General features: G+C 71.6%; 26 protein-coding genes. 14 read left to right on the top strand and 12 right to left on the bottom strand.

The window, feature by feature from the left end; translation table 11 throughout:
- Positions 1 to 6: 6 nt before the first annotated feature.
- Entirely contained in the window at positions 7 to 1,374 is a 1,368-nt protein-coding gene (locus AC0VX4_RS03265; protein ID WP_227449254.1) for a DUF4921 family protein, read from the bottom strand.
- 58 nt (positions 1,375 to 1,432) lie between these two features.
- Positions 1,433 to 2,443 (bottom strand): NADP-dependent oxidoreductase, encoded by a 1,011-nt coding sequence (locus tag AC0VX4_RS03260; protein ID WP_136940301.1) that lies wholly within the window; start codon positions 2,441 to 2,443, stop codon positions 1,433 to 1,435.
- Positions 2,444 to 2,630: 187 nt separating this feature from the next.
- Between AC0VX4_RS03260 and AC0VX4_RS03255 the strand changes: the two genes are divergently transcribed.
- The 3 genes from AC0VX4_RS03255 to AC0VX4_RS03245 all read left to right on the top strand — a co-directional run bounded on the left by AC0VX4_RS03255 (position 2,631) and on the right by AC0VX4_RS03245 (position 7,056).
- Positions 2,631 to 4,145: an acetyl-CoA hydrolase/transferase family protein gene (locus tag AC0VX4_RS03255; RefSeq protein WP_475464581.1), complete on the top strand. Its 1,515-nt coding sequence runs from the start codon at positions 2,631 to 2,633 to the stop codon at positions 4,143 to 4,145.
- Positions 4,146 to 4,270: 125 nt separating this feature from the next.
- Positions 4,271 to 5,842: an AbgT family transporter gene (locus tag AC0VX4_RS03250; protein ID WP_081091295.1), complete on the top strand. Its 1,572-nt coding sequence runs from the start codon at positions 4,271 to 4,273 to the stop codon at positions 5,840 to 5,842.
- A gap of 29 nt (positions 5,843 to 5,871) precedes the next feature.
- The gene (locus AC0VX4_RS03245; RefSeq protein WP_060775256.1) at positions 5,872 to 7,056 is read left to right on the top strand and encodes a M20 metallopeptidase family protein; all 1,185 of its coding nucleotides are present in this window, start codon (positions 5,872 to 5,874) and stop codon (positions 7,054 to 7,056) included.
- Between the two features lie 62 nt (positions 7,057 to 7,118).
- On the opposite strand, the gene AC0VX4_RS03240 is transcribed toward AC0VX4_RS03245, so the two are convergent.
- Positions 7,119 to 7,544: a DoxX family protein gene (locus tag AC0VX4_RS03240; RefSeq protein ID WP_002855230.1), complete on the bottom strand. Its 426-nt coding sequence runs from the start codon at positions 7,542 to 7,544 to the stop codon at positions 7,119 to 7,121.
- The gene (locus AC0VX4_RS03235) at positions 7,544 to 7,963 is read right to left on the bottom strand and encodes an organic hydroperoxide resistance protein (protein WP_002855232.1); all 420 of its coding nucleotides are present in this window, start codon (positions 7,961 to 7,963) and stop codon (positions 7,544 to 7,546) included. The genes AC0VX4_RS03240 and AC0VX4_RS03235 overlap by 1 nt, the downstream gene beginning before the upstream one ends.
- Positions 7,964 to 8,074: 111 nt before the next feature.
- Here AC0VX4_RS03235 and AC0VX4_RS03230 point away from each other — a divergent pair, with 111 nt between their 5' ends.
- A complete protein-coding gene (locus AC0VX4_RS03230; RefSeq protein WP_060775255.1) occupies positions 8,075 to 8,566 on the top strand; it encodes a MarR family winged helix-turn-helix transcriptional regulator in 492 nt (163 codons plus the stop codon).
- A gap of 33 nt (positions 8,567 to 8,599) precedes the next feature.
- Here the strand turns inward: AC0VX4_RS03230 and AC0VX4_RS03225 are convergent, their stop codons facing one another.
- From AC0VX4_RS03225 to AC0VX4_RS03210, 4 genes are all read right to left on the bottom strand, one after another.
- Positions 8,600 to 9,436, bottom strand: coding sequence for an alpha/beta fold hydrolase (locus AC0VX4_RS03225; RefSeq protein WP_081091294.1), 837 nt, complete (start codon positions 9,434 to 9,436; stop codon positions 8,600 to 8,602).
- Positions 9,433 to 10,443: an NADP-dependent oxidoreductase gene (locus AC0VX4_RS03220; RefSeq protein ID WP_060775253.1), complete on the bottom strand. Its 1,011-nt coding sequence runs from the start codon at positions 10,441 to 10,443 to the stop codon at positions 9,433 to 9,435. Before AC0VX4_RS03220 ends, AC0VX4_RS03225 begins: the two co-directional genes overlap by 4 nt.
- A 45-nt stretch (positions 10,444 to 10,488) precedes the next feature.
- Positions 10,489 to 11,172, bottom strand: coding sequence for a type 1 glutamine amidotransferase domain-containing protein (locus AC0VX4_RS03215; RefSeq protein WP_475464580.1), 684 nt, complete (start codon positions 11,170 to 11,172; stop codon positions 10,489 to 10,491).
- Positions 11,173 to 11,297: 125 nt separating this feature from the next.
- The gene (locus AC0VX4_RS03210; protein ID WP_136940304.1) at positions 11,298 to 11,891 is read right to left on the bottom strand and encodes a TetR/AcrR family transcriptional regulator; all 594 of its coding nucleotides are present in this window, start codon (positions 11,889 to 11,891) and stop codon (positions 11,298 to 11,300) included.
- Positions 11,892 to 12,000: 109 nt separating this feature from the next.
- Between AC0VX4_RS03210 and AC0VX4_RS03205 the strand changes: the two genes are divergently transcribed.
- From AC0VX4_RS03205 to AC0VX4_RS03175, 7 genes are read left to right on the top strand one after another with little or no spacing between them, the layout of a single operon-like run.
- Positions 12,001 to 13,089 (top strand): catalase family protein, encoded by a 1,089-nt coding sequence (locus tag AC0VX4_RS03205; protein ID WP_136940305.1) that lies wholly within the window; start codon positions 12,001 to 12,003, stop codon positions 13,087 to 13,089.
- Positions 13,090 to 13,142: 53 nt separating this feature from the next.
- A complete protein-coding gene (locus AC0VX4_RS03200; protein ID WP_136940306.1) occupies positions 13,143 to 13,838 on the top strand; it encodes a hypothetical protein in 696 nt (231 codons plus the stop codon).
- Between the two features lies 1 nt (position 13,839).
- On the top strand, positions 13,840 to 15,246 hold the full coding sequence (locus tag AC0VX4_RS03195) for a Dyp-type peroxidase (protein WP_475464579.1): 1,407 nt from the start codon (positions 13,840 to 13,842) through the stop codon (positions 15,244 to 15,246).
- Positions 15,243 to 15,632: a hypothetical protein gene (locus tag AC0VX4_RS03190; RefSeq protein WP_163721241.1), complete on the top strand. Its 390-nt coding sequence runs from the start codon at positions 15,243 to 15,245 to the stop codon at positions 15,630 to 15,632. Before AC0VX4_RS03195 ends, AC0VX4_RS03190 begins: the two co-directional genes overlap by 4 nt.
- A 31-nt stretch (positions 15,633 to 15,663) precedes the next feature.
- Positions 15,664 to 16,389, top strand: coding sequence for a histidine phosphatase family protein (locus tag AC0VX4_RS03185; protein ID WP_475464578.1), 726 nt, complete (start codon positions 15,664 to 15,666; stop codon positions 16,387 to 16,389).
- Positions 16,386 to 16,928, top strand: a complete 543-nt coding sequence (locus AC0VX4_RS03180; RefSeq protein ID WP_126859958.1) for a DUF3090 domain-containing protein — start codon at positions 16,386 to 16,388, stop codon at positions 16,926 to 16,928. The genes AC0VX4_RS03185 and AC0VX4_RS03180 overlap by 4 nt, the downstream gene beginning before the upstream one ends.
- Positions 16,928 to 17,710, top strand: a complete 783-nt coding sequence (locus AC0VX4_RS03175; protein WP_475464577.1) for an SCO1664 family protein — start codon at positions 16,928 to 16,930, stop codon at positions 17,708 to 17,710. Before AC0VX4_RS03180 ends, AC0VX4_RS03175 begins: the two co-directional genes overlap by 1 nt.
- A gap of 23 nt (positions 17,711 to 17,733) precedes the next feature.
- Here the strand turns inward: AC0VX4_RS03175 and nhaA are convergent, their stop codons facing one another.
- The 4 genes from nhaA to AC0VX4_RS03155 all read right to left on the bottom strand — a co-directional run bounded on the left by nhaA (position 17,734) and on the right by AC0VX4_RS03155 (position 20,661).
- On the bottom strand, positions 17,734 to 19,578 hold the full coding sequence (gene nhaA, locus AC0VX4_RS03170) for a Na+/H+ antiporter NhaA (RefSeq protein WP_475464576.1): 1,845 nt from the start codon (positions 19,576 to 19,578) through the stop codon (positions 17,734 to 17,736).
- A gap of 86 nt (positions 19,579 to 19,664) precedes the next feature.
- Positions 19,665 to 20,144, bottom strand: coding sequence for a uracil-DNA glycosylase family protein (locus AC0VX4_RS03165; protein WP_475464575.1), 480 nt, complete (start codon positions 20,142 to 20,144; stop codon positions 19,665 to 19,667).
- Position 20,145: 1 nt separating this feature from the next.
- The gene (locus AC0VX4_RS03160) at positions 20,146 to 20,400 is read right to left on the bottom strand and encodes a Txe/YoeB family addiction module toxin (RefSeq protein WP_049159304.1); all 255 of its coding nucleotides are present in this window, start codon (positions 20,398 to 20,400) and stop codon (positions 20,146 to 20,148) included.
- On the bottom strand, positions 20,401 to 20,661 hold the full coding sequence (locus AC0VX4_RS03155) for a type II toxin-antitoxin system Phd/YefM family antitoxin (RefSeq protein WP_002855277.1): 261 nt from the start codon (positions 20,659 to 20,661) through the stop codon (positions 20,401 to 20,403).
- A 325-nt stretch (positions 20,662 to 20,986) separates the two neighbouring features.
- Between AC0VX4_RS03155 and AC0VX4_RS03150 the strand changes: the two genes are divergently transcribed.
- From AC0VX4_RS03150 to AC0VX4_RS03140, 3 genes are all read left to right on the top strand, one after another.
- Positions 20,987 to 21,911 (top strand): IS5 family transposase gene (locus AC0VX4_RS03150; protein ID WP_311795310.1). Its coding sequence is split into 2 segments (ribosomal slippage): positions 20,987 to 21,361 and positions 21,363 to 21,911, totalling 924 coding nucleotides; the frame shifts between segments, so codons are not numbered across the junction.
- Positions 21,908 to 22,318 carry an FAD-dependent oxidoreductase gene (locus tag AC0VX4_RS03145; protein ID WP_410992358.1) on the top strand — a complete coding sequence of 137 codons (411 nt, stop codon included), beginning with the start codon at positions 21,908 to 21,910 and terminating at the stop codon, positions 22,316 to 22,318. Before AC0VX4_RS03150 ends, AC0VX4_RS03145 begins: the two co-directional genes overlap by 4 nt.
- Positions 22,319 to 22,542: 224 nt before the next feature.
- The gene (locus tag AC0VX4_RS03140; protein ID WP_232502389.1) at positions 22,543 to 23,625 is read left to right on the top strand and encodes a major royal jelly family protein; all 1,083 of its coding nucleotides are present in this window, start codon (positions 22,543 to 22,545) and stop codon (positions 23,623 to 23,625) included.
- Positions 23,626 to 23,737 lie beyond the last annotated feature (112 nt).

Below are 23,737 nucleotides of genomic sequence, written 5' to 3'. Positions count from 1 at the left end.
CCCACGCTACCGACCGCGCGGAGGGGTGAGCCTCGCCGCTCCGTCGGCGTACCGCAGGGCGCCCGGCCGGATCCGCGCGTCGGCCCCGATCCGCACCCCGTCCGCGAGCGCGCCCGCCGCCCGCAGCTCCCGCAGCCGCGCCAGCACCCGGTCCCGCACGTCCCACGGGCTGAGCGTGTTGACGTTGATCTTGGTGGCGCCCTCGAAGCCGGCGAGGGTGGAGACGCGCCACTTGAGCATCACGCGCCAGGGCATCGGGGACGCGACGCCGGGCGGGCGGGTGTGCCATTCCTCGTTGGAGGGGACGTCGGGCCCGGTGGCCGCGTGGGCGGCGTGCAGCAGGTCGGACACGGCGCGCAGCTCGGCCGCGGACTGCCGCCACGGCTGCCCCACCGGGCTCGTGGAGTAGACCTCGACCGTCGGGTACCGGTGGCCGAAGCCGGCGAACATCACGGCGTGCTCGTTCGCGGCGATCACGAGGTCGTGCGCCACGGCCACGTCCAGCGCGGCGTGGTTGAACACCTGCGGGTCCTCGCGCAGCCGGTCCAGGGCGGCGGCGTTCTGCGCGCCGACCTCGTCGATGGCCACGAGCTGCTTGTGCAGGTGGTCGAAGGAGGCGCCGGCGGGTTTGAGCCAGTTCTGGAACACGGAGACGTACCGCACGGCGGGCGTGGTCGCGTAGAGGTCCCGCATCGCGTCGGCGGTCAGGGCCAGGAACGCGTGGTGCTCGTCCGGGGTGAGGGTGCCCGAGGAGGCCAGCTGGTGGTCGTCCACGGCGTCGTCGACGAAGTGCCGCCGGGCGATCACGACGTCGTGCGTGCCGCCGAAGAATGCGGCCGACGCCGCGATCAGCTCCGCCTCGGACATCGCCGCCGCCTCCTCGGCGGAGCGGCCGGAGGCGCGCAGCTTCGCGGCGACGACGGCGCGTACGTGGGCGCGGCCGGCCTCGGTGGCCAGGTATTCGTCACGGCGGCGGCGCGCGTCCGGGGGGAGTTCGTAGCCGTGGTTGAGACGCCAGTAGTCGTAGCTGAGGATCTCGAAGAGGTTGGGGACCCGGCGGAAGGCCGGGGTCGTCTCCCCGAGCCGCTCCGCGGCCGGGTGCCGCAGGATCTGCCAGGCCGGGGCGCCGTCGTCGGCCCTCGTGGAGACGATGCGTGACTTCTCCGGCGGCGTCTCCAGCAGGCGGTGCTCGCAGAAGGCGCAGTGCCGGCCGTGCTGGGCGGGGTCGAGCGGCTGCGGGGCGGGCCGGACGAGGCCGAGCGGGCGGTGGCCGCGGCCGGGCACGGTCCAGACCTCGGTGCCGGTGAAGGGGTTGCGCTGCTTGACGGTGCCGTCCGGCAGTCGGGTGAGGGGCTCGCTCACAGACGGGTGCACGAGGCCAGGATACGAGGCGGTGCCGGCCCGGGCAGGCCGGCACCGACGCGCCCGCCGGTCAGAACTCGAGCAGCACTTTGCCCTTGGCGTGGTGGGACTCGAGACGCTCGAACGCCTGCTCCCAGTCGGCCAGGGGGTAGCGGCTGTCCACGGTCACGGCCAGCTCGCCGGCGTCCACGAGCCGGACGAGCTCGGCCAGGCCCACCCCGTCCGGATGCATGAGGAAGAACTCGTAGGCCACCCCGGCCTTCTTCGCGGCCCGGCGCACCTTCGCACTGGCCACCCGGGAGACGACGGCGGCCAGGGGTCGACGCGACGGGCGCGCGGTCTCGCGAAGGCTGCCGGGGCTCGGCGGGCCCGCGATGGTCACCAGCCGGCCGCCGGGCTCGATCGAGCCGAGCAGCTCGGCCATCTGATCACCGCCGATGAGGTCGAACACCTTGTCGAAGCGCTCGCCCCCCTCTGCGACGGTGCGGGCGCGATAGTCGATCACCGCGTCGGCGCCGGCCTCGCGGACGTACGGCTCACCCGCCGCGGAGGCGGTCACGGTCACGTGCGCGCCGCGCAGGTGTGCCAAGCGTGTGGCGATCAGCCCGACGCCGCCGGCGGCCCCGGTGATCAGCAACCGCTCCCCGGGCTGCAGGTCCAGGTGCTCCGGGCCGAGTGCCTGCTGGGCGGTCAGGCCGGCGAGCGGCAGGCCGGCCGCGTCCGTCAGGGGCACGCGGGCGGGCGCGGCGGCCACCCAGTCCGCGCGCACCGCGGCCAGCTCGGCGAACGCCCCGTGGCCGGAGGGGTCCACGCGGGTGATCACCGCGTCACCCGGGGCGAACGCGGTCACCCCGGCGCCCACGGTCTCGACGATGCCGCTGAGCTCGTTGCCGGCGACCGTGGGGAAGTCGTCGGGGGCGATGGCCTTGAAGTCGCCTTCGCGGTGCATCGCGTCGACGGGGTTGAGGCCGACCGCGCGGGTGCGGATCAGCACCTCGCCGGCGCCGGCCGTGGGGGCGGGGACGTCGGTGAGGGCCATGGCCTCACGGCCGCCGTAGGACTGGAGGACGAGTGCTCGCATGACGCCGAGCCTAGGCGCGCCGAGCCGGAGTGCCGAGCCCTGTTCGCCGTCGTCGATCCCGCAGGTCGGGCTCGGCGACCTCCGGCGTGATCATCCCCACGGCCACCCGTGACGCGGGTACGCTGATCGCTGTTCCACGTCACAGCGCTCTCGCTCGACTCGTCTCACCCGCACGGAGGCCTCACCCATGTCGTCCCGCATCCACCACCCCGGCCTCCGGTCGAAGGTGATGTCCGCCGCGGAGGCGGCGGCGTTCATCCAGCACGGCACCACCGTGGGCATGAGCGGGTTCACGGGGTCCGGCTACCCGAAGGCCGTGCCGACGGCGCTGGCCGAGCGGGCCAAGGAGCTGCACGCGCGCGGCGAGGAGTTCCGCATCAACCTCCACACGGGGGCGTCCACCTCCGCGGAGATGGACGGTGCGCTGGCCGAGGCGGACGCCGTCGCGCTGCGCACCCCGTTCCAGTCGGACCCGACGATGCGCGCCAAGATCAACGCGGGCGCCATCGAGTACATCGACACGCACCTGTCCCACCTGGCGCAGGCCGTGTGGAACGGCTTCTACGGGCCCATGACCACCGCGGTGATCGAGGTGTCCGGGATCCGCGAGGACGGCCGTCTCGTCCCCAGCTCCTCCGTGGGCAACAACAAGTCCTGGATCGACCTGGCGGATCAGGTGATCCTCGAGGTCAACTCGTGGCAGAGCGAGGACCTCGAGGGTCTGCATGACGTCTACTACGGCACCGCGCTGCCCCCGCACCGCTCGCCGATCATGCTCACCCACCCGGCAGACCGCATCGGTGAGACGTACCTGCGGTGCGATCCGGCCAAGGTGGTGGCCGTCGTCGAGACCCACGCCCCGGACCGCAACTCCGCCTTCAAGCCCGCCGACGCGGACTCGATCGCGATCGCCCAGCACCTCGTGGAGTTCTTCGAGCACGAGGTGGCCCAGGGCCGGTACGACGAGCGGCTGCTGCCGCTGCAGTCGGGCGTGGGCAACATCGCGAACGCGGTGATGTCCGAGCTGGTGAAGTCCCGGTTCACGGGCCTGTCCGCGTTCACCGAGGTGGTGCAGGACGGCATGCTCGACGCCCTGGACTCCGGCACGCTGGCGACCGCGTCCGCGACCGCGTTCTCCCTGTCCACCGAGGCCGCCGAACGGTTCAACGACAACGCCGCGAAGTATCGGGACAAGCTGATCCTGCGCACCCAGGAGATCTCCAACCACCCCGAGCTCGTGCGCCGCCTCGGCATCCTCGCCATGAACGGCATGCTCGAGGCCGACCTGTACGGCAACGTGAACTCCACGCACCTGATGGGCACGAAGATGATGAACGGCCTCGGCGGCTCCGGCGACTTCGCCCGCAACGCGTTCACCTCGTTCTTCCTCACCCCCTCCACGGCCAAGGGCGGGGACATCTCCTGCATCGTGCCGATGGTCTCGCACGTGGACCACACCGAGCACGACGTGCACGTGGTGGTGACCGAGCAGGGGCTGGCCGACCTGCGCGGCCTCTCCCCCAAACAGCGCGCCCGCACGATCATCGACACGTGCGCGCACCCGGACTACAGGGAGCAGCTGCGGGACTACTTCGACCGGGCGATGCGCGAGTCGGACGGCCTGCACACCCCGCACCTGTTGGGCGAGGCCCTGTCCTGGCACCAGCGCTTCCTCGAGACCGGGACGATGCGTCACGGCTGACGGCCCGCCGGGCCGGACACCTGCGGGACACCTGCGGGTCACCTGCGACGGGGCACCCTACAGTGGGCCGTACCTCGCCCCTGTGGCCGAGGTCTCACCGTCTCTCGCACCTCGGAGGAGTCCCCATGTCCTCGCCCACCGGTGGGTCCACCGCCGCCGACGCCTCACCCCGGAATCGCGCTCCGGGGGGCCTGCTCAACAGGTTCCTCAACGTGATCGAATGGAGCGGCAACAAGCTCCCGGACCCGATCATCATCTTCGCGGCCCTCTGCGCCCTGACCCTGACGGCGTCCGCCGTGGCCGGGCTGAGCGGGTGGAGCGCGGTTCATCCGGGCACGGGTGAGACCCTCGTGGCGACCAATCTGCTCAGCGCGGAGGGCATGCGCGTCGTCATCGGCGACGCCGCCAAGACCTTCGGCGCCTTCGCCCCGCTGGGACAGGTGCTCATCATCATGCTCGGCATCGGCGTGGCCGAGCGGTCGGGCTGGTTCGAGGTCGGCCTGACGCAGTCCATGACCAGCGCCCCCAAGGGCCTGATCATCCCCGCGATCGCGCTCATCGGCCTGCTGGGCAACATCGCCGGCGACGCCGCCCCGATCGTGCTGCCCCCGCTGGCCGCCCTGATCTTCCTCAAGCTGGGCTGGCACCCGATCGCCGGCATCGCCCTGGCCTACGCGGCCGCGACCGGGGGCTTCGCGGCGAACCTGATGATCGGCATGTCCGACGCGCTCGTCCAGGGCTTCACGCAGGAGGCCGCGGTCATCATCGACCCCGACATCGAGACGACCGTCCCGATGAACTGGTGGTTCATCGCCGCCTCCGTCGTCGTCCTCCTGCCGGTGCTGTGGCTCGTCACCACCAAGATCGCGATCCCCCGCCTGGGCGCCTACCAGGCGACGGACGACGTCGAGGCCGGGGACATGGAGGTCACCGACGTCCAGCGCCGGGCCAACCGGTGGGCCCTGGTGGCGCTGGCGCTGTTCGCCGCGCTCGTGGTGGCCGCCTGCATCCCCCAGGGCTCGTTCCTGCGCAACGCGGAGACCGGCTCCCTGACCACCGACGCGCCCCTGATGAACGGCATCGGGCTGATCCTGGCCCTGGCGTTCTTCATCCCGGGGCTGGTCTACGGGGTCCGGGCCAAGACGATCACGGGCTCCTCGGACGTCGCCCGCATGATGGTGGAGTCCATGGCCACGATGGCCAGCTTCATCGTCGTCGTGTTCTTCGCCTCGCAGCTGCTGTCGTACGTGAGCGCGTCCAACATGGGCGCCATCCTGGCCATCCGCGGCGCCGAACTGCTCGAGGGCCAGGACGGCATCGTGCTGATCCTCGGGATCATCGCGATCTCCGCCGTCGTGAACCTCTTCGTCGGGTCGGCCTCCGCCAAGTGGGCGATCCTGGCGCCGATCTTCATCCCGATGATGATGCTGCTGGGCTACCACCCGGCGTTCACGCAGATGGTCTACCGCATCGGTGACGCCGTCACGAACCCGATCACGCCCATGTTCCCGTACTTCGCCCTGGTGCTGACCTACGCCCAGCGCTACGACAAGAAGCTCGGCATCGGCACGTTCATCTCCACGCTGGTGCCCTACTCGCTCGCGATGGGCCTGGTGTGGACCGCCATGATGGTCGTCTGGTACCTGCTGGGCTGGCCGATGGGGCCGGACGGTCCCATCCACCTGCCCACCCCGTGACGCCCCGCCCCGATCGAGAGGAGACCCCCATGTCCGCCGACATCGACGCCTACCAGGACCAGCTCGTCGCCTGGCGCCGTCACCTGCATCAGCACCCCGAGGCCTCGTTCGAGGAGCACGAGACCGTCCGCTACATCCGTGCCGAGCTCGAGCCGCGCCTGCCGGGGGCCACGTTCGAGAACCTCACGCCGACGAGCCTCGTGGTGACCCTGGACACCGGCCGCCCCGGCCCCACCCTGGGGCTGCGCGCGGACATCGACGGGCTGGCCATGACCGAGGACCGCCCCGACCTGGACTTCGCCTCGACGACGCCGGGTCGCATGCACGGCTGCGGTCACGACGGGCACACGGCCACCATCATGTCCGCCCTGGTCTGGGCGCACGATCACCTGGACGAGCTGACCGGCACCGTGCTCGGCATCTTCCAGCATGCGGAGGAGACCCCGCCCGGCGGCGCCAAGGAGATGGTGGAGACGGGCCGGTTCGCCGACGTCGACTACTTCTTCGGCTTCCACTACTGGAGCACCCTCCCCACGGGCACGGTGGACATCAAGCCCGGCCCGGCCTCGGCGAACTCGGACCTGTTCGAGGTGCACCTGCGGGGCGAGGGCGCCCACGCGTCCACCCCGGAGGACGCCGTGGACGTGGTCACCGCGGCCAGCTCCCTGATCCAGCAGTTCCTGCTCATCCCGTCCCGCCGGGTGGCCGGCCTGGACCCGTGCGTGGTGTCCACGACCTGGATGGACGCCGGGCGTCAGTCGGCGCTGAACGTGTACCCACCGGAGGCGCACATCGGCGGCGTGGTCCGCACACACGACGACGACGTGCGGGACACCGTCGAGGCGGCGATGCGGGACATGGTCCGCGGCCTCGAGACGGCGAACCCCGGTCTGAGCTGCGAGCTGGACTACCTGCGCGGCTACGACATGGTGTGGAACGACCCGGCCCGCACTGCGGTGGTCCAGGAACTGTGCGAGGACCTGTTCCCGGGCTCGGTGATCACCGACCCGCCGATGCTCGGCGGCGAGGACTTCGCGGCCTTCTCCCGGACCGCGCCCGCCACATACGTGTTCGTGGGGGCCGGCAACGCCGCCAAGGGCTTCGATGCGGGTCACCACAACCCGCGGTTCGGGCTGGATGAGGACGCCTTCCCGATCGCCCTGCAGCTGGTCGTGGAGGTCCTGCGGAACGGGCCGCGCCTCGCGGCGGGGTGAGATCACGCCGACTCCGGGCACGCGCCCGGAGCCGGCCCGGGACCGCAGGACCGGCGACGGCGTCAGCGGCGCCCGCCCTGCTCCCGCTCGGGGATTCCGGCAGCCCACAGGGCGGCCGCGATGAGGGCGGGCTGGCCGAACAGCCGCGCCAGGCGGCGGCCGTCGGTGTCCAGCCCGAAGCCGTCCTTGCGCTCGGCGTACTGCCCGATGTTCCCGGGGTAGATCGCGGTGTAGAAGGCCGCCAGGGCGGTGCCGGTCAGGCGGCGCTGCCCGGGGAGCGCCAGCAGAGCGGCCCCGAGGCCGATCTCGGCCACGCCGGATCCGAGCACCACGAGGTCCGCCGGGAGCGGGACCCACGAGGGCACCTGGGCGCGGAACTCACGGCGCGCCACGGTGAGGTGGGACAGCCCCGCGGCGGTCATGAACCCGCCGAGGCCGAGGCGGGCGGCGGTCTGGGAGAGGGGGGCGGACTGCCGGCGCTTCGTCATCACGCCTCCCCGAGCTCGAGGACGACGTCGATGTTGCCCCGGGTGGCGTTCGAATAGGGGCACACCTGATGCGCCTGCTCCATGAGGGCGCGGGCCTGGTCCGCGGGGACATTGGGGAGCACGACCTCGAGGGTGACCTCCAGGCCGAAGCCCTCACCCTGGCGGCCGATGCCCACGCGCGCGCCGACGGAGGAGTCGGTGATGTCGGCACGGGAGGCGCGGGCGACCATCTGCAGGGCCGAGTGGAAACACGCGGCGTAGCCGGCGGCGAACAGCTGCTCGGGGTTGGTGCCCTGGCCGGAGCCGCCCATCTCGGTGGGCACGGCGAGGTCGAGGTCGACCCGCCCGTCGGTGGTGCGGACATGGCCGTCGCGGCCGGCGCCGGTGCTGAGCGCCTCGGCGGTGTAGATGGTCTCCATGGGAGGTCCTTTCATCCGCCCGCCCCGTGCGGGACGAGTCGGCTCCAGCCTGCCACCCTGTTAGGTCGCGCGCAACCAAGTCGCTCCCCAGCGACCACTAGAATCGCTCCCATGGATGCCGCGCCGACCCCCAGCCTCGCCCTCGAGGACCAGCTCTGCTTCGCCCTGCACCGGGCGGCGCGCGCCGTCACGCGCGGCTACGGCCCCCTGCTCTCCCGCCTCGGCCTCACCTACCCGCAGTACCTCGTGATGCTCACCCTGTGGCAGGTGGAGAGTGACGCCTCGGCCGAGACGGATGCGTCGATGCCGGACGCCGCTGGCGCGCTGGGGGTCGGCGCGCTGCGGGACCGGCTCGGCATGGACAACGGGACGATCACACCCCTGGTGCGGCGCCTGGCCGGCATGGGGCTCGTCACGCGGGAGCGCGACGTCCACGACGAGCGACGCGTGCTGGTGCGGCTGACGGACGAGGGACGGGCGCTGCGGGCGTCCGCCCGGACGGTCCCGGCGGACGCCCTCACCCGGATCCCCCTCGACGCCACCGAGCGCCAGGTCCTCATGGGCCTGCTGAACCGGATCACCGAGGCCGTCGGGCCGCGCTGAGCCGGCGGGAGCACCCCGCGCGCGGAGCGGGGGTCAGCGCACCCGGCCCAGGATCGCCCGGGCGACGGCGTCCGCCTCATGCTCGGGCAGCCAGTGGTCCGCGTCGAGCTTCACGAACCGGTACTCCCCCGCCACCTGCCCGGCCGTGAGCTCGGCGGCCCGCGGCCCCAGGGCCGCGTCCCGGGCGCCCCACACGTACGTGGTGGGGACCGACACGGGCGCGCTGCGCGTGGTGGTCACCAGATCCGGGTTCGCCCGATACCAGTTCACCGGACCGCGCAGGCTCTGCGGGGTGGAGAACCGGCGGGCGTAGTGCTCCGCCCCGGGGACCTGCCCCCGCTGCAGCAGGGAGCCCAGCCGTCGCGCGAGGATCCGTTCGGGGAGGGACGGTGCCTGGAAGGCGGCGATGTACCAGCTGCGGCGCAGCTGGTCAGGGCCGCGCAGGGCGCGGGCCAGGGCGGCCGGGTGCGGCGTGGACAGGACGGTCAGGGACGCGACGCGCTCGGGGTGGGCGGTGGCCAGCGCCCAGGCGACGGCGCCGCCCCAGTCATGGCCGACGACGTGGACGCGCCGCGCCCCCGCCGCGTCCGCCAGCGCGACGGCGTCCCCCACGAGCGCCGGGAGGCGGTAGGCCGCCGTCGCCCGCGGAGCGGCCCTCGGGGAGTAGCCGCGCTGGTCCGGCGCGAGGGTGCGCAGACCCGCGGCGTGCAGCAGCGGCTCGACGTGCTTCCAGGACGTGGCGTCCTGCGGGAAGCCGTGCAGCAACAGGACCACCTCCCCCTCGGCCGGTCCGCCGTCGCGGACGTCGAAGGTCAGGCCCTGATGCCGGAAGGTGACCATGCCGCCCCCGAGTGCGCCGTCGCTCGTCACAGCCGCACGACCATCTTCCCCGTGTTGGCGCCCTCGAGCAGGTCGATGAACGCCTGGGGCGCGTTCTCCAGACCCTCCCGGACGGTCTCGTCCCACTGGATCTTCCCGTCGGCGACCCACGGGCCCACGCGCTCGAGGAACTCGGGACGGACCCGCGCCGCGTACTTCTGCAGGACGAAGCCGCGCAGGGTCAGCCGCTTGCCGATTGCCAGCGCGAGGTTGCGCGGGGCGGCCGGCGGCTCCGTCGAGTTGTACTGGGCGATCGCACCGCACATCGCCACGCGGCCGTCGACCCGCATCGCGGCGATGGCGGCCTCGAGGTGGTCGCCGCCCACGTTGTCGAAGTAGACGTCGATCCCCTCCGGCGCGACCTCGGCCAGCAGGTCCGTGGGCGAGCCGTCGTGGTAGTCGAACGCGGCGTCGAAGCCCAGCTCCTTCACCCACGCCACCTTCTCGGGCGTGCCGGCCGAGCCGACCACGCGCGAGGCGCCCAGCAGGCGGGCGATCTGGCCGGCGACCGAGCCGACGGCCCCCGCGGCGCCCGAGATGAAGACGGCGTCACCCTCCTGCATCTCGGCCACGTGCACGAGGCCGGTGTAGGCGGTCAGACCCGTCATGCCCAGCACGCCCAGGTAGGTGCTGTCCGAGAACTGGGAGGTGTCCACGGCCTGGACGGTGTCGCCGTCGAGGACGGCGTGCTCGCGCCAGCCGAGGCCGTGGAGCACGGACGTGCCCTCCGGCACGTCCGCGTGGCGCGAGGCGATCACGGTGCCCACCGCGCCGCCGTCGAGGGGGGCGTCGAGCTGGAACGGGGGCACGTAGGACTCGACGTCGTTCATGCGGCCGCGCATGTACGGGTCCACGGACATCACGGTGTTGCAAACGAGGACCTGGCCCTCGGCGAGCTCGGGGAGCTCGACCTCCGTGAGGCGGAAGTTCTCCGGCGTCGGGGCGCCGTGGGGGCGGGAGGCGAGGTGGATCTCGCGCGTGCGGGTGGGGGTGCTCATCGAGTGGTCTCCTCGGGGTCGAAGTGGTGGGCTCGGCGGGGGGGGTCAGCGCGCGAGCAGGTCGAGGACGCGGCGGGCGGCGTCGGCGGAGGAGGCCGGGTTCTGACCGGTCACCAGGGTGCCGTCCGTGACCACGAAGCTCTCCTGATCCGGGCCCTTGCGGTAGTCCGCGCCGGCGGCGATCAGCGAGTCCTCGACGAGGAACGGGACGACGTCCGTCAGCTGGGCGGCCTCCTCCTCGCCGTTGGTGAACCCGGCGACCTGACGGCCTCGCACGAACGGGGTGCCGTCGGCGGCGGTGATCGGGTGCAGGATCCCGGGCGCGTGGCAGACGAGGCCGAGCGGGCGCCCGGCCGCGTCGCTGTCGAGGATGATCCGCGTGGAGTCGGCGTCGGCCACCAGGTCCCACAGCGGGCCGTGACCGCCCGGGTAGAAGACGGCGTCGAACCCGTCCACGTCCACCTGCGCCAGGGGCGTGGTGTGGGCCAGGGCGGCCTTGGCCTCCTCGTCCTGGTCGAACCGGCGGGTGGCCTCGGTCTGCATCTCCGGCTTGGAGCTCGTCGGGTCGATGGGCGGCTGGCCGCCGCGGGGCGAGGCGAGGGTGACCTCGTGGCCGGCGTCCGTGAAGACGTAGTAGGGCGAGGCGAACTCCTCGAGCCAGAACCCGGTCTTGCGGGCGGTGTTGCCCAGCTGGTCGTGCGAGGTGAGGATCATCAGGATGCGGGACATGTCTGGGGCCCTTTCGTTGGTGGGGACTGCACTCTCATGGTCGTACGCAACCGAATCTCGGGCAAGGGTGACGGTGCCCACCAGCCTCACGCTGCGGCGCCGCGCCCGGGAGCCCGCCTCGGGCCTCACCCGGACGCAGGCCGGCCCGAGAGCAGACCGACGGCGGCCCCCAGGATGGCCTCCAGCTCGGCCTGGCTGACGTCGCCCACCGTCGCCAGCCGGTGCAGCAGCGTGCCGACGACCAGGTCGAAGGCGAGGTCCACCGCGGCGGGGTCCAGGTCGACGTCCCCGGCGGGATCTGCCAGGGCCTCCCGGAGGAAGGGCTCGCGGAACCGCGAGCGCAGCCGCGCCCGCGTCTCGGGGTCGCGCATCGCCTGGGTCAGCAGGCCGCCGAGGAGTGCCCGGACCGGGGTGGTCTGGATCTGCGCGGCCAGACGGCGGACGGCGCGGCACAGCGTCGCGTCCGGCACGGGCCCGTCCGGATCGGCGGGCGGCAGGTCCAGCGCTGCGGCGAGGGCGTCCACGGCGAGCGCCTCCTTGGACGGCCACCGCCGGTACACCGTCGTCTTGGCCACCCCCGCCCGGGCGGCGACGGCGTCCACGGTGGCGCCGGCGTACCCCTCGTCGCCGGCCAACGCGACGGCGGCCGCCAGCACCGTCTCCTCCACGCCGTGACGGCGGGGCCTGCCCGCGCTTCGGTTCGCGGTCTTCGTCTGCACCGTCCTCCTGCCCTTGCCCCGGATCCTGTGACCGCCCTAGCATCACTGATGACGGTTGCGCGACTGATCGTAGCGTAAATGCACCCGTAGAGAGGGAGGCGCAGCACTCATGACCGAACCCGTGCGATTCACACCGGACGTCGAGCACCCCGCCGAACGCGAAGAGACCATCACCCGGGAGATCCTCGAGCAGATGGGCGAGGCCCAGCGCCAGGCCGCCGGCCGGCATCGGCACGCCCACCGCGACGCCCATGCCAAGAGCCACGCCATCCTCAAGGCCACCCTGGAGGTGCACGAGGGCCTGGCTCCCGAGCTGGCACAGGGCATCTTCGCCCGCCCGGGACGCTACGAGGCGGTCGCGCGGCTGTCCTCCGCCCCCGGAGACATCCACACCGACCGCACCCCCGCCCCGCGGGGCTGGGCCCTGAAGGTGCTCGGCGTGGAGGGCGAGCGCCTGCTGTCCGAGCCGGGCGGCCACAACCAGGACTTCCTGATGGTCAACTTCCCCACGCTGGCCTTCGGCACCGTGGGTCGCTATCAGGAGATGCTGGGGCTGCTGGAGAAGAACTCCCAGAACCCGGAGCTGCTGCAGCGGCTCGCCACCGGCGCCGCCCGAGTGGTGCGCGGGGCCGTGGAGGCCGTGGGCGGGACCCCCGGCGCCACCCTGCAGGGCCTGGGGCGGGACAACGCCCACGTCCTCGGCGAGACGTACTTCACCCAGGGCGCCCTGCGCTACGGCGACCACATCGCCAAGGTCTCGCTGGCGCCGGAGTCCGCGAACGTGCGCGCCCTGACCGGTCAGGACATGGACGTGGAGGACTTCTCCTCGATCCGGGACGTGGTCGCGGACTTCTTCTCCCACGAGGGCGCGGAGTACACGCTGCGCGCCCAGCTGGCGACGGACCTGGAGCAGATGCCCGTGGAGGACGCCTCCGTGCTCTGGGACGAGGAGCAGGCCCCCCACCAGCCCGTCGCGACCCTGCGGATCGCCCCGCAGGACACCTACAGCCCTCGCCGCCGCGTCTACGGCGACGACGTCCTGACCTTCAACCCGTGGAACGGCGTGGTCGAGCACCAGCCGCTGGGCTCGATCATGCGCGTCCGCCGGCACGCCTACGAGCAGTCCACCCGCTACCGCCACGAGTTCAACGACCGCCCGGCCCCCGAGCCGGCCACGCTGGACGAGATCCCGGACTGATCCCGGCCTCGCCCCTCACCATTCATCCCGAAGGATTCTCGAAGGAGGACCTCATGAACGACCGCCCCGACCCCCGACTGCAGAACGAGAGCCGCCTCGACGCCGTCAAGCGCGCCGTCGAGGACGTCGCCCAGGACGCCCCCACGCTGGCCAAGATCGCCCTCGAGGCGATGATCCGCGAGCACAACCCGGACCTGTCCGGCACCGCCGACTCCGCCGGCCGCGTGGGGATGCGCTCGGGCAAGGTCTCGGAGCTGACCGCGATCGCCCGCCTCAAGCCGGGCGGTGCCGAACGGCTGCAGCGCATCTTCGACCTGACCCGCGGCAACATGGACGGCGCCCAGCGCGTGTCCACGCTCCACGACATGCGCTTCGTCTTCTTCGACGACAACACCCGCATCCTCTTCGCCACGGCCTACGACGGCGACTGGGACGCGTACATCAACGACTTCGCCACCAAGATCCCCGAGCTGATGGACCTCCTCTTCCAGAACGTGGAGGGGTGGCCGGGCATCGACAGCCCGACCGTGAAGGACTTCATCGCCGACCACCAGATCACCGCCTCCGGGTGGTTCGTGGCGAACCCGCAGGTCACCGTGGTGGACACGCGCCGACTGCAGCGCACCGAGGACGCGGTGAACACCTTCCTGGACCAGATGGCCGGGCGCACCGACCTGGACGAGGACACCGCGGCCGCCCTGAAGCAGCTCACCGACACGATCTCCACCCCCGAGGCGGTGGACTACTGAGATGGGCGTGCTCAAGAACCTGAAGGAACGTTTCGATCGGGAGCGGGTCGAGCTGGACCTGGACGACATCCAGGGCCTGGTGCTGCGGTCGCGGCCCGAGCCCTACGTCGGCGCCCACGCCATGTTGACCGTGGAGGAGGCCGAAGGCGGCCGGGACTTCGTCCGCCGCCTGGCCGAGCACGTCACCTCCGCGCAGGACTGGGCCGATGACCTGCAGTCCTGGACCGGCGTGGCGATCAGCTACGCCGGCCTGCGTGCCCTCGGGCTGCCCGAGGACTCCCTGGCCAGCTTCCCGCTGCCCTACCAGCAGGGGATGGCCGCCCGCGCCCAGCAGCTCGTGGACACCGGGCCGAACGCCCCGGAGCACTGGGACGAGGCGTTCACCCAGGACGCCTGCCACATCGCGCTGACGATCTATGCGGCCGACGCCGACGCCCTGGACGCCGCCCTGGACCAGGCGCGGGAGGTGCTGGAGCACTCCACCGGAGTGACCCTGGTGGCCACCCACCGGTTCGGGGTCGACGAGCTGAACAAGAACCCCTTCGGCTTCCGGGACTCCATCTCGCAGCCGACGGTGGCCGGCAGCGGGGTGCGGCCCCAGCCGGGCCAGGAGCGCTCCATCTCCGCCGGCGAGTTCATCCTGGGCGAGAACAGCGAGACCGGCTCCCCGCTGGCCGTGCCGCAGCCGGATGTGCTGGGCCGCAACGGGACCTACGTGGTGCTGCGCAAGTTCGCCAGTCGGGTGGGCGCCTTCAACGAGTACCTGGCCTCGCAGAGCCCGGACCCGGAGGAGCAGCACCGGATCGCCGCGAAGATGTTCGGTCGGTGGCGCAGCGGCGCCCCGCTCGTGCTCTCCCCGGACCACGACGACGAGGAGCTGGGCAACGACCCGGAGCGGCGCAACGACTTCACCTTCGAGGACGACCCGAAGGGCTTGATGTGCCCGCACTCCAGCCACATGCGTCGCCTCAACCCGCGGGACAGCGATCTGTCGATCATGACGGACGTGAACATCAAGCGGATCATCCGGCGCTCCTCGACCTACGGTCCCGGCTGGTCGCCGGAGGTGAGCTCGGCCGATGACGCGAAGGAGGACCGCGGGATCTACTTCATCTTCATCAGCGCCCGGGCCTTCGACACGATCGAGTTCATGCAGCAGGAGTGGATCAACGGAGGCAACTTCGTCGACCTCGGCTCCGAGCGGGATCCGATCGTCGGTCTGCACGAGGACGACCCGACGCAGGGACGGTTCACCATCCCCGCCGAGCCGGCCCGCAAGCGCATCGACGGCATCACCACCTTCAACCGGATGGCCGGAGGCGAGTACCTCTTCATGCCCTCGCTCAACGCCCTGCGGTGGATCGGTGAGGCGGGCTGGACCTCCGAGCAGTCGGACGCCGAGGCATGATGCAGCCTCCGTCCCCGGGCGGCCCCGCAGGCGCCCTGCCGTGGCAGGTGGACCTCGACTGGCTGTGGGGCACCCCGCCGGGCAACGACGGCTCCCCCGCGACCCTGCGGCTGGACGTCGTCGGCTCCGGGGCGGCCCGGGCCGCCGCCGCGTGGCTGAGCTCCCTGCCCGGGGACGAGGACGGCGTCCGGGGCAGGGGCGGCTGGCGTGCCGACCCGGGCGAGCAGCCCGGCGCGGACGACCACGCCGTCCTGCTGCTCACCTCGGCCGGTGAAGACGTGGCGGACGGGCTGGAGGACGCCGCCGACGACGCCCACGCGGCGCTGGCCGCCGTCGAGGGCCTCACCCTGCGGTGGACTCCCCTGCCCCGTGACCCGTCCCGCTGAGGCGCTCGCGCCCCGTGAGTAGGCTGGAGTGATGGCGACGGTACTTCTCGTGCGGCACGGCCGCACCACGGCCAACGCGACCGGACTGCTGGCGGGCCGCACCCCCGGGGTCAGCCTGGACGACCACGGACGGGAGCAGGCGGCCCGCACCGCGGATCGGATCGCGGCCGTGCCCGTGGCCGCGGTGGTGGCCAGTCCCCTGGAGCGGTGCGCGCAGACGGCCCGCGCCCTCCTCGATCGCCAGCCGGGGACGGTGCCCTCGCTGGTCGACGACGACCTCACCGAGTGCGACTACGGCCAGTGGCAGGGACGCGCGCTCAGCGACCTGGCCACCGAGCCCCTGTGGGCGACGGTGCAGACCCAGCCGTCCGCCGTCGTCTTCCCCGGCGGGGAGTCCATGGCGGGCATGCAGGCCCGCGCGGTGGCGGCGATCCGCCGGCACGACGCCGCCGTCGAGGCCGAGCACGGGCCCGGGGCGGTGTGGGTGGCGGTGAGCCACGGGGACGTCATCAAGTCGATCCTGGCCGACGCGCTCGGCACGCACCTGGATCTGTTCCAGCGGATCGAGGTGGGGCCCGCCTCCGTGTCCATCGTGAGCTACGGTCCGAGCCGCCCGCGGGTCTGGGCCACCAACACCGACGCCGGGGACCTGTCCTGGCTGGCGACCCTCGGCCCGTCCGACGACGCCCCGGTGGGCGGCGGCGCGGGCACGGGCCCCGGCGCGGTGGACCAGCGGACGCCTAGGATCGTGACATGACTGATGCACCTGCCCCCGCCCATGAGTTCGACTGGCCGGATCGGGTCGTGATCGGGACGCTCGGGCGCCCCGGCGCCCGCACGTTCTACCTGCAGGTGCGCACGGGGCCCCGGCTGGTGAGCCTGGCCCTGGAGAAGCAGCAGTCGGCCCTGATGGCGGAGATGCTCGACGAGATCCTCGACGATCTGATGGCGCTGGAGGGCAACCCGCACAGCGTCCCGGCCAGCACGCCCGTGGAACTCGTGGACAACGATCCGCTGGACCCGGTGCAGGAGTGGTTCCGGGTGGGGGCCATCGGCCTGGGCTGGGACCCCACCACCGCGCAGGTGCTCATCGACGCGCACCCGCTGACCGACGACGACGCCGACCCGGCGTTCGAGACGGACGCCGAGGCCGTGCGTGTGCGCATGCCCGTCGGCGCCGCCCGGGCGTTCGCCCGGCGCACCCGGGAGGTCGTGGACGCCGGGCGTCCGTTCTGCTCGGACTGCGGCCAGCCCATCGACCCCGACGGCCACGACTGCACTCTCCCCGACTCCTGATGAGCGCCGCGGACGTGCCCGCCGACGAGCCGTTGTCCGGGGAGCTGACGCTCACCGGCCGCATCACGACGGCGTCCAACGCCACGTTCCTCGGCGCGATCGGTGACACCCCGGTGGTCTACAAGCCGGTGGCCGGCGAGGCCCCACTCTGGGACTTCCCCGCCGGAAGCCTGGCCCGCCGCGAAGTGGCCGCGCACCTGGTGTCCGAAGCGCTGGGGTGGGACATCGTGCCGCGCACATGGCTGCGCGACGGCCCCTTCGGCGAGGGCATGGTGCAGCTCTGGCAGGAGCAGGACCCTGAGCAGGACGCCGTGGACCTGTTCCCGGCGGACGAAGTGCCGGCCTCGGGATGGCTCACGATCCTGGAGGGCGAGGACGAGGACGGGAATCGGCTGATCCTGGCCCACGAGGACTCGGCGGCGCTGCGCCGCATGGCGGTCTTCGACGTGATCGTCAACAACGCCGACCGCAAGGGCGCCCACATCCTCGCCATGCCCGGCGGGCACCGCCACGGCGTGGACCACGGGCTCACCTTCCATGTGGACGACAAGCTGCGCACGGTCCTGTGGGGATGGCTGGGCGAGGCGCTGAGCGAGGAGGAGCGCGACGGCGTCGGCCGGGTTCTCGAGGGGCTCGACGGTGAGCTGGGGCGGGGGCTGGCGGAGCTGCTCAGTGCCGAGGAAGTCGAAGCCTTGGCCGGACGCTGTGCCCAGTTGCTCGACGACGGCATCTTCCCTGCCCCGAGCGGCCGGACGCCGGCCGTGCCCTGGCCGCTCTTCTGACGGGCCCCGCGACGCCCGACGACTCAGGAGCGCACTTCCTGGGTTCGTGTGCCTCGGCGGCTGGCTTCGAGGGCTGACGTGAGCGTTCGAGCGTCGTAGCTGCCCAGCAACCGTCGGCCGTCCACGAAGAACGTCGGGGTGGCGTGCGCCCCGCTTGCATCGGCGCTTTCGAGATCCCGCTCCACACGGGAACGTACGGCGGCACTGTCGAGGTCAGCCGTGAACTGGGCGACATCCAGGCCCAGCTCTTCGGCGTAGCGGATCAGATCTTCGCGCTCGAGCGCATCTTGCCGCGTGAAGACGAAGTCCAGCCACGGCCAGAACATCCCCTGATTCGATGCCGCCTCCGACGCTCGTGCGGCGAGGGGGCCGTGAGGGTGATGTGGCAGCTGGCGAACGACATACCGGAGATCGTCCCCGAACCGGCTGCGAAGGTCCTCCCAGGAACCCGTTGCGTGCGCGCAATAGGGGCATTCGAAGTCGATGTACTCGACGAGCGTGAGCTGGGCGTCCTCGGGTCCGCGGATGTGGTCGACTTCAGGATCAACGGGTGGTGTGAGCACCATCGGCAGATCTGCCGTCTCCTCTCCCCAGCGTTTCGCAGCAACCCGGAAGATCAGCCAACCCAGCGCGGTGGCGAGCACCATCGCGACCAACACGCCGACGGTCGCCTGCCGACCCAGGTCGGACGTCGAGCCGAACGCGAGGCCGATCACCAGGAGCGACACGGTGAACCCGATCCCCGAAAGCGCCGCGCCGCCGAACACGCTGCCCATCCCGACACCCTCGGGCAGCCGACCGGCTCCAAGCTTCACAGCGACGAAGGTGGCGAGACCGATGCCGAGAAGTTTGCCGAGCACGAGACCCACGATGACTCCCCACGTCACGGAGGACTGGAAGGAATCGACGAGCACGCCGCCGCGCAGGTCGACGCCGGCGTTCGCGAGCGCGAAGATCGGGACGATGACGAGCGCGGTGGGCATGCGCAAGACCTCGTGCATGCGTTCATTGACCGAGATACCTTGTGCCAAGCCTCGATCGACTGCGCGGGCCGATGCCGCGCTCGGCGACTGCCAGAAGTCGCGGAACAGCTGACGAGCCTCGACCACCTGTTGCCGACGCGTCGGGTAGGCGGGGATGAGGAGTCCTGCGACCATGCCCGCGAGGGAGGCGTGGACTCCGGAGTCGACGGTCGCGAACCAGAGCACCATGACAATCAGCACGTACGGTGTGGCACTCCCTTGGCGCGAACGGCTCAGAAGCCACAACCCGGCGAGGCAGGCGACTGCGATCAGCAGCGGAACGAGCCGGATCTCGTCGCTGTAGACGATGCCGATGATGGAGACGGCGAGGAAGTCATCGACGACGGTGAGGGTGAGGAGGAACACCCGCAACTGGCCGGAGAGCTTCGGGCCGACGAGCGCGAGGGCACCCAACAGGAATGCGGTGTCGGTACCGACCACCGCGCCCCATCCACCGAGCCCGTCGCCGCCCGCGGCGGCCACGATCAGGATGTAGAGAACTGCGGGCAGTGCCACGCCGGCGACGCCAGCGATCAACGCGAGACGCGCGCGGCTGGCGTCGCGGAGCGTCCCGTGTGCGAACTCCTGTCGCACCTCGAGGCCAACGACGAGGAAGAAGACCACCATGAGGCCGTCGTTGATCCAGTGGTGCAGGTTCATGTGCAGTCCGAACCCGCCGACATCGAACCCGATCTCGACATCCCACAGCCCGAAATAGGCCTCGGAGAGTGGCGAGTTCGCCCAGAGCAGGGCGACCGCTGTGACGACGACCAGGAGCACAGCCGAACCCGCCTCCGTGCGAATCGCTCGCCAACTCATGCGCCGTTCCATCTGCCCGCTCGTCATGCGGGAAGGATATCGGGGCCCAAGGGCAGCGCCCGGCGGCGAGCCTTGTCGACCGTGCAGCGCGGCCGCAGGGACAGCGGGTGCACTCAGTCCACGAGCCCCGCCGCGGCACCGGCCGCACGGTAGTCCGCGGCGAGCGAGTCCACGGTGGCGTGGGCGTTGAGCCCGCTGGGGTTCGGCGCCACGAACAGCCGCGTGCCCGGCCACGGCGTCTCCTGCTCCCCCAGCGCCGCCTTCGGGCGTCCGAACGCCTGCCGGTAGGCCGTCACCCCCAACACGGCGACGACGGCCGGCGCGTGCGCCGCCACGAGCGCGTCCAGGCGGGCGGGGGCGGCGGCGAGGTCCTCGGCCTTGTAGCCGTCGGAGGCGTCGATCAGGTGTCGGATGAGCCCGGCGCGGTACAGGGCCGGGTAGAAGCGGTTGCCGCGGCGGGCGAAGTGCGCACCGGTGGCGGCGGTCCACAGGCCGGGGTTGATGCCGATGAACAGCAGCCGCAGCGGGTCCGGCAGCAGGTCGGGGACGGTGCGGTCGCGGAACTGTTGGAGCTCGGCCTGGGTGAAGCGCATGTCAGTAGTGATACCTCGCCTGGAGGATGATCAGGTCCTCGCCGTCGACGAGGTAGACGAGCCTGTGCTCCTCCGTGATGCGCCGGGACCATGCCCCGGCCGCGCCGTACTTCAGCTGCTCGGGCTTGCCGATCCCCTCGAAGGGATCACGCAGGGCCGCGTCGATGAGGGTGTTGATCCGTTTGAGGACCTTGCGGTCCGTGGTCTGCCAGTGCGTGTAGTCCTCCCATGCGGAGCGGTCCCACACGAGGCGCACTCAGGCGTCCCCGTCCAGGCGGTCCAGAGCGTGCTCCTCAACGCTCCCTGCGCGGGCTCGCTCGTAGGCGTCCAGCAGCCGTCGGGCGTTGGCCGGGGAGCGGAACAGGTAGGCGGTCTCCTGCCAGGCGGCGTACTCGTCCGCGGGCATGAGAACGGCGTTGCCCTTGCGGGAGACGATCTCGACGGCGTCGCGGTCCGCATTCACTCGCTCGATGAGCGGGAACAGGGTCTTGCGGGCTTCACTGGCACTGATGGACATGCGGGCCTCCTCCGGCGCGATGTGGTACCTGCTTATGGTACCAGTTGGAGCTGTCGAACTCGGGGGTGCCGTGCGGGATGCAGATCTCCTTGCCCTCGTGGTCCGTGGGCGCGGCGACGGCGTCCCCTGTTCTCTCAGCAGCGCCTTGGGCTTCCCGAAGATGTCCACACCCGCTCTCCTGACGCAGGCCCCCGCGGGCCGTTCTATTGTCCTGAGGACCATCGAGACGGCCGAACCCTGTTCGCCACAACATGGCCGTTGAAGTCCCATCTGCCCTAGGGCGTGTCTCCCTTATCGGTGGTGAGGCTCGCGGCAGGCTGGTCGGGTGAGGTCGACAGGGTCGCGGTATCAGGTATTCACGGACGCGCAGTGGGAGCGGATCGAGCCGTTGCTGCCCTCGAATCAGGGCCGGCGTGGGCATCCCTTCGGGGAGCACCGCAGGGTGGTGGAGGGCATCGCCTACCGGTATCGGACCGGGGTCCCGTGGCGGGATCTGCCCCGGGAGCAGTTCGGGCCCTGGCAGACGGTGCGGAAGCGCCACCGTCGCTACGCCGCGGATGGGACCTGGGATCGGGTGCTGACCCAGGTGCTGGCCGAGGCCGATGCGGCCGGGATGATTGACTGGGCCGTCTCGGTCGATGCGACCATCGCCCGGGCCCATCAGCACGCCACGAACACCACTCGTCCGGACCAGGACACAGGGGGCCGGGGCGAATCACAAGAAACTGCCGCTGGATGAGGTTGAGCCGCCCGGGCACGGCATCGGGCGTTCCCGCGGCGGGCTGACGACCAAGATTCGCCACGCCGTCGATGGCCGCGGCCGGCCGCTGGCCGCGATCGTCACCGGCGGGCAGCGCAACGACGGGGCCGTGCTGGCGCAGGTGCTGGCCGAAATCCAGATTCCCCGACTCGGCGCCGGCGCCGCCCGAGCCCGCCCGGAGGCGGTGATCGCCGACCGGGCCTATGCCACCGGAGTGATTCGCAACGAGCTGCGCCGCCGCCGAATCACCGCGGTAATTCCGGAGAAACGGGACCAGATCGCGGCCCGAGCCCGTCGCGGCAGCCGCGGCGGGCGGCCGCCGGCCTTCGACGCCCAGGCCTACCGCGGGCGCAACGTCGTGGAACGCCACTTCGCCCTAGCCAAGCAATGGCGCGGCGACTGCGGGCTTACACAGCCCGCTGGCGTCGTGGCAGCGGCCCTTCTCCTGCGGCGTATCGCTCATCACCAACAGATCGAGGAACCACGATGACAGGAACTGACGACGGCGTTGCCACGACGCGTTCACCCGAGGTAGCAGTGATCGGGGGTGGGATCGTTGGTCTGTCGACGGCGTACGCGCTGCGGGAGCAGTGCGTGCCGGTGCGCTTGTACGAGGCTGGTCTGCCCGGGACGGGTCAGTCCGGAGGCGAGTCGCGGATCTTCCGACATGCCCACGACGACCCGCGACTCGTTGCTTTCGCGCGCGAAAGCCGCGGCGTCTGGGATGAGTGGGCCGAACACTTCGACGTCGAGCTGGTCTCATCAGACGGTGTCCTGGCGATCGGAGACAGCGTCCTGGCGCGGCTGCGGGTGCTCAACCAGGTCGGCGGCGTGGAAGCGCACGAGATCGACGCGGTCGCGGTCACCCTGCTCAGCGCCGTGGCCCGGACCAGCTGACCGGCGCACCACTCCCCTTACGTGACTTGGACGGGGGCTCTCCATGCACCGGGGCCCTGGGCACCGCACACCGCAACCCACTGGGACTGCCGGGCAGAACTGGTCCTGCCCGAAGGCTCCCGCCCCGGCGGCCGGGAACCCGGTGTACCGTTTCGAGCACGAGCCCGACCGACAGGAGCGATGTGATGGAGAATCGATCGGAAAGCCTGCCCGCGGAGCAGCCGGTGGGCGAGCTGGAGGAGGTGGCCCATTTCCACGGCCCCATGCTCACCGGCGTCACGGTCTCGCACCGGGGGCGGATCTTCGTCAATTACCCGAAGTGGGGCGATGACGTCGCCTTCACGGTGGCCGAAATTCGCGACGGCGAGGCGGTGGCCTACCCGAACGAGGCCATCAATCGCACCGATTCCGACGACCTGGCGAACACCCTGGTCTCGGTGCAGAGCGTGGTGGTGGACCCTGCCGACCGGCTGTGGATCCTGGACACCGGAAGCCCGCTATTCAAGCCCACGACCTACGGCGGGCCCAAGCTCGTCTGCGTCGACCTGACCAGCGACACAGTGGTCAAGACCATCCTGTTCCCCCAGGATGTCGCGTTGCCCACCAGCTACCTCAACGACGTGCGCTTCGACCTGCGCCGCGGAGCCGAGGGCGTCGCCTACCTCACCGACTCCTCCGACCAGGGACCCAACGCGCTGGTGGTGGTGGACCTGGCCACCGGTCAGAGCTGGCGGCGGCTGCACGAGCACCCCTCCACGAAGGCCGAGCCGCTCACAGACTTCGTGCCGGTTGTCGAGGGCCGCCCGATGGTCGCCCGCCAGGAGGACGGGACCGTGGCGCCGGCGATCGCGATGGGCGCGGACGGAATCGCCATCGGCGCCGACGGCGCCCGCCTCTACTACTGCCCGCTGGCATCCCGGCGGCTCTACAGTGTGGCTACCGACGCGCTGGTGGACCGAGCCCTGGATGAGGCGGCGGTGGCCGCGACCGTGCGTGATGAAGGCGACAAGGGCGGGGCCGGCGACGGCCTGGAGTCCGACGCACAGGGCAACGTGTATGCGACGAACTACGAGCACAACGCGGTGCTGCGGCGTCGGGTCGACACCGTCGGGGCGTGGGAGACCGTGGTCAGCGACCCTCGGTTGCTGTGGCCGGACACGCTCTCGGTCGCGGCCGACGGCTACCTCTACATCACCGCGAACCAGCTCCACCGCCAGGCCGACTACCGGCAGGGGCAGGATGAACGGGTCAAGCCCTACACCCTCTTCCGCACCCGCATCGACGCCCGACCCGTCCTGCTGCGCTGACCACAGCGGGACGGAACTGGATGCAGCCATGCACAAGTGAAGCGCCCTGTCTTTGACACGTCGAATTCTCCTCCTGCGGGGATGTTCTTGTACCGCCGGGCCAGTCAGGGAC

This window comes from Micrococcus sp. 63XJN7_8_ISO-PGPR-S23-253, assembly GCF_056173425.1.
The sequence above is the reverse complement of the archived record's forward strand: the minus strand, read 5'-3'. Positions and strand labels throughout refer to the sequence as shown.

Coding starts and splice junctions, on each gene's coding strand:
- AC0VX4_RS03260 (WP_136940301.1), bottom strand. CDS start 2,443: ATGCGAGCACTCGTCCTCCAGTCCTACGGCGGCCGTGAGGCCATGGCC.
- AC0VX4_RS03255 (WP_475464581.1), top strand. CDS start 2,631: ATGTCGTCCCGCATCCACCACCCCGGCCTCCGGTCGAAGGTGATGTCC.
- AC0VX4_RS03250 (WP_081091295.1), top strand. CDS start 4,271: ATGTCCTCGCCCACCGGTGGGTCCACCGCCGCCGACGCCTCACCCCGG.
- AC0VX4_RS03245 (WP_060775256.1), top strand. CDS start 5,872: ATGTCCGCCGACATCGACGCCTACCAGGACCAGCTCGTCGCCTGGCGC.
- AC0VX4_RS03240 (WP_002855230.1), bottom strand. CDS start 7,544: ATGACGAAGCGCCGGCAGTCCGCCCCCCTCTCCCAGACCGCCGCCCGC.
- AC0VX4_RS03235 (WP_002855232.1), bottom strand. CDS start 7,963: ATGGAGACCATCTACACCGCCGAGGCGCTCAGCACCGGCGCCGGCCGC.
- AC0VX4_RS03230 (WP_060775255.1), top strand. CDS start 8,075: ATGGATGCCGCGCCGACCCCCAGCCTCGCCCTCGAGGACCAGCTCTGC.
- AC0VX4_RS03220 (WP_060775253.1), bottom strand. CDS start 10,443: ATGAGCACCCCCACCCGCACGCGCGAGATCCACCTCGCCTCCCGCCCC.
- AC0VX4_RS03215 (WP_475464580.1), bottom strand. CDS start 11,172: ATGTCCCGCATCCTGATGATCCTCACCTCGCACGACCAGCTGGGCAAC.
- AC0VX4_RS03205 (WP_136940305.1), top strand. CDS start 12,001: ATGACCGAACCCGTGCGATTCACACCGGACGTCGAGCACCCCGCCGAA.
- AC0VX4_RS03200 (WP_136940306.1), top strand. CDS start 13,143: ATGAACGACCGCCCCGACCCCCGACTGCAGAACGAGAGCCGCCTCGAC.
- AC0VX4_RS03195 (WP_475464579.1), top strand. CDS start 13,840: ATGGGCGTGCTCAAGAACCTGAAGGAACGTTTCGATCGGGAGCGGGTC.
- AC0VX4_RS03190 (WP_163721241.1), top strand. CDS start 15,243: ATGATGCAGCCTCCGTCCCCGGGCGGCCCCGCAGGCGCCCTGCCGTGG.
- AC0VX4_RS03185 (WP_475464578.1), top strand. CDS start 15,664: ATGGCGACGGTACTTCTCGTGCGGCACGGCCGCACCACGGCCAACGCG.
- AC0VX4_RS03180 (WP_126859958.1), top strand. CDS start 16,386: ATGACTGATGCACCTGCCCCCGCCCATGAGTTCGACTGGCCGGATCGG.
- AC0VX4_RS03175 (WP_475464577.1), top strand. CDS start 16,928: ATGAGCGCCGCGGACGTGCCCGCCGACGAGCCGTTGTCCGGGGAGCTG.
- nhaA (WP_475464576.1), bottom strand. CDS start 19,578: ATGACGAGCGGGCAGATGGAACGGCGCATGAGTTGGCGAGCGATTCGC.
- AC0VX4_RS03165 (WP_475464575.1), bottom strand. CDS start 20,144: ATGCGCTTCACCCAGGCCGAGCTCCAACAGTTCCGCGACCGCACCGTC.
- AC0VX4_RS03155 (WP_002855277.1), bottom strand. CDS start 20,661: ATGTCCATCAGTGCCAGTGAAGCCCGCAAGACCCTGTTCCCGCTCATC.
- AC0VX4_RS03145 (WP_410992358.1), top strand. CDS start 21,908: ATGACAGGAACTGACGACGGCGTTGCCACGACGCGTTCACCCGAGGTA.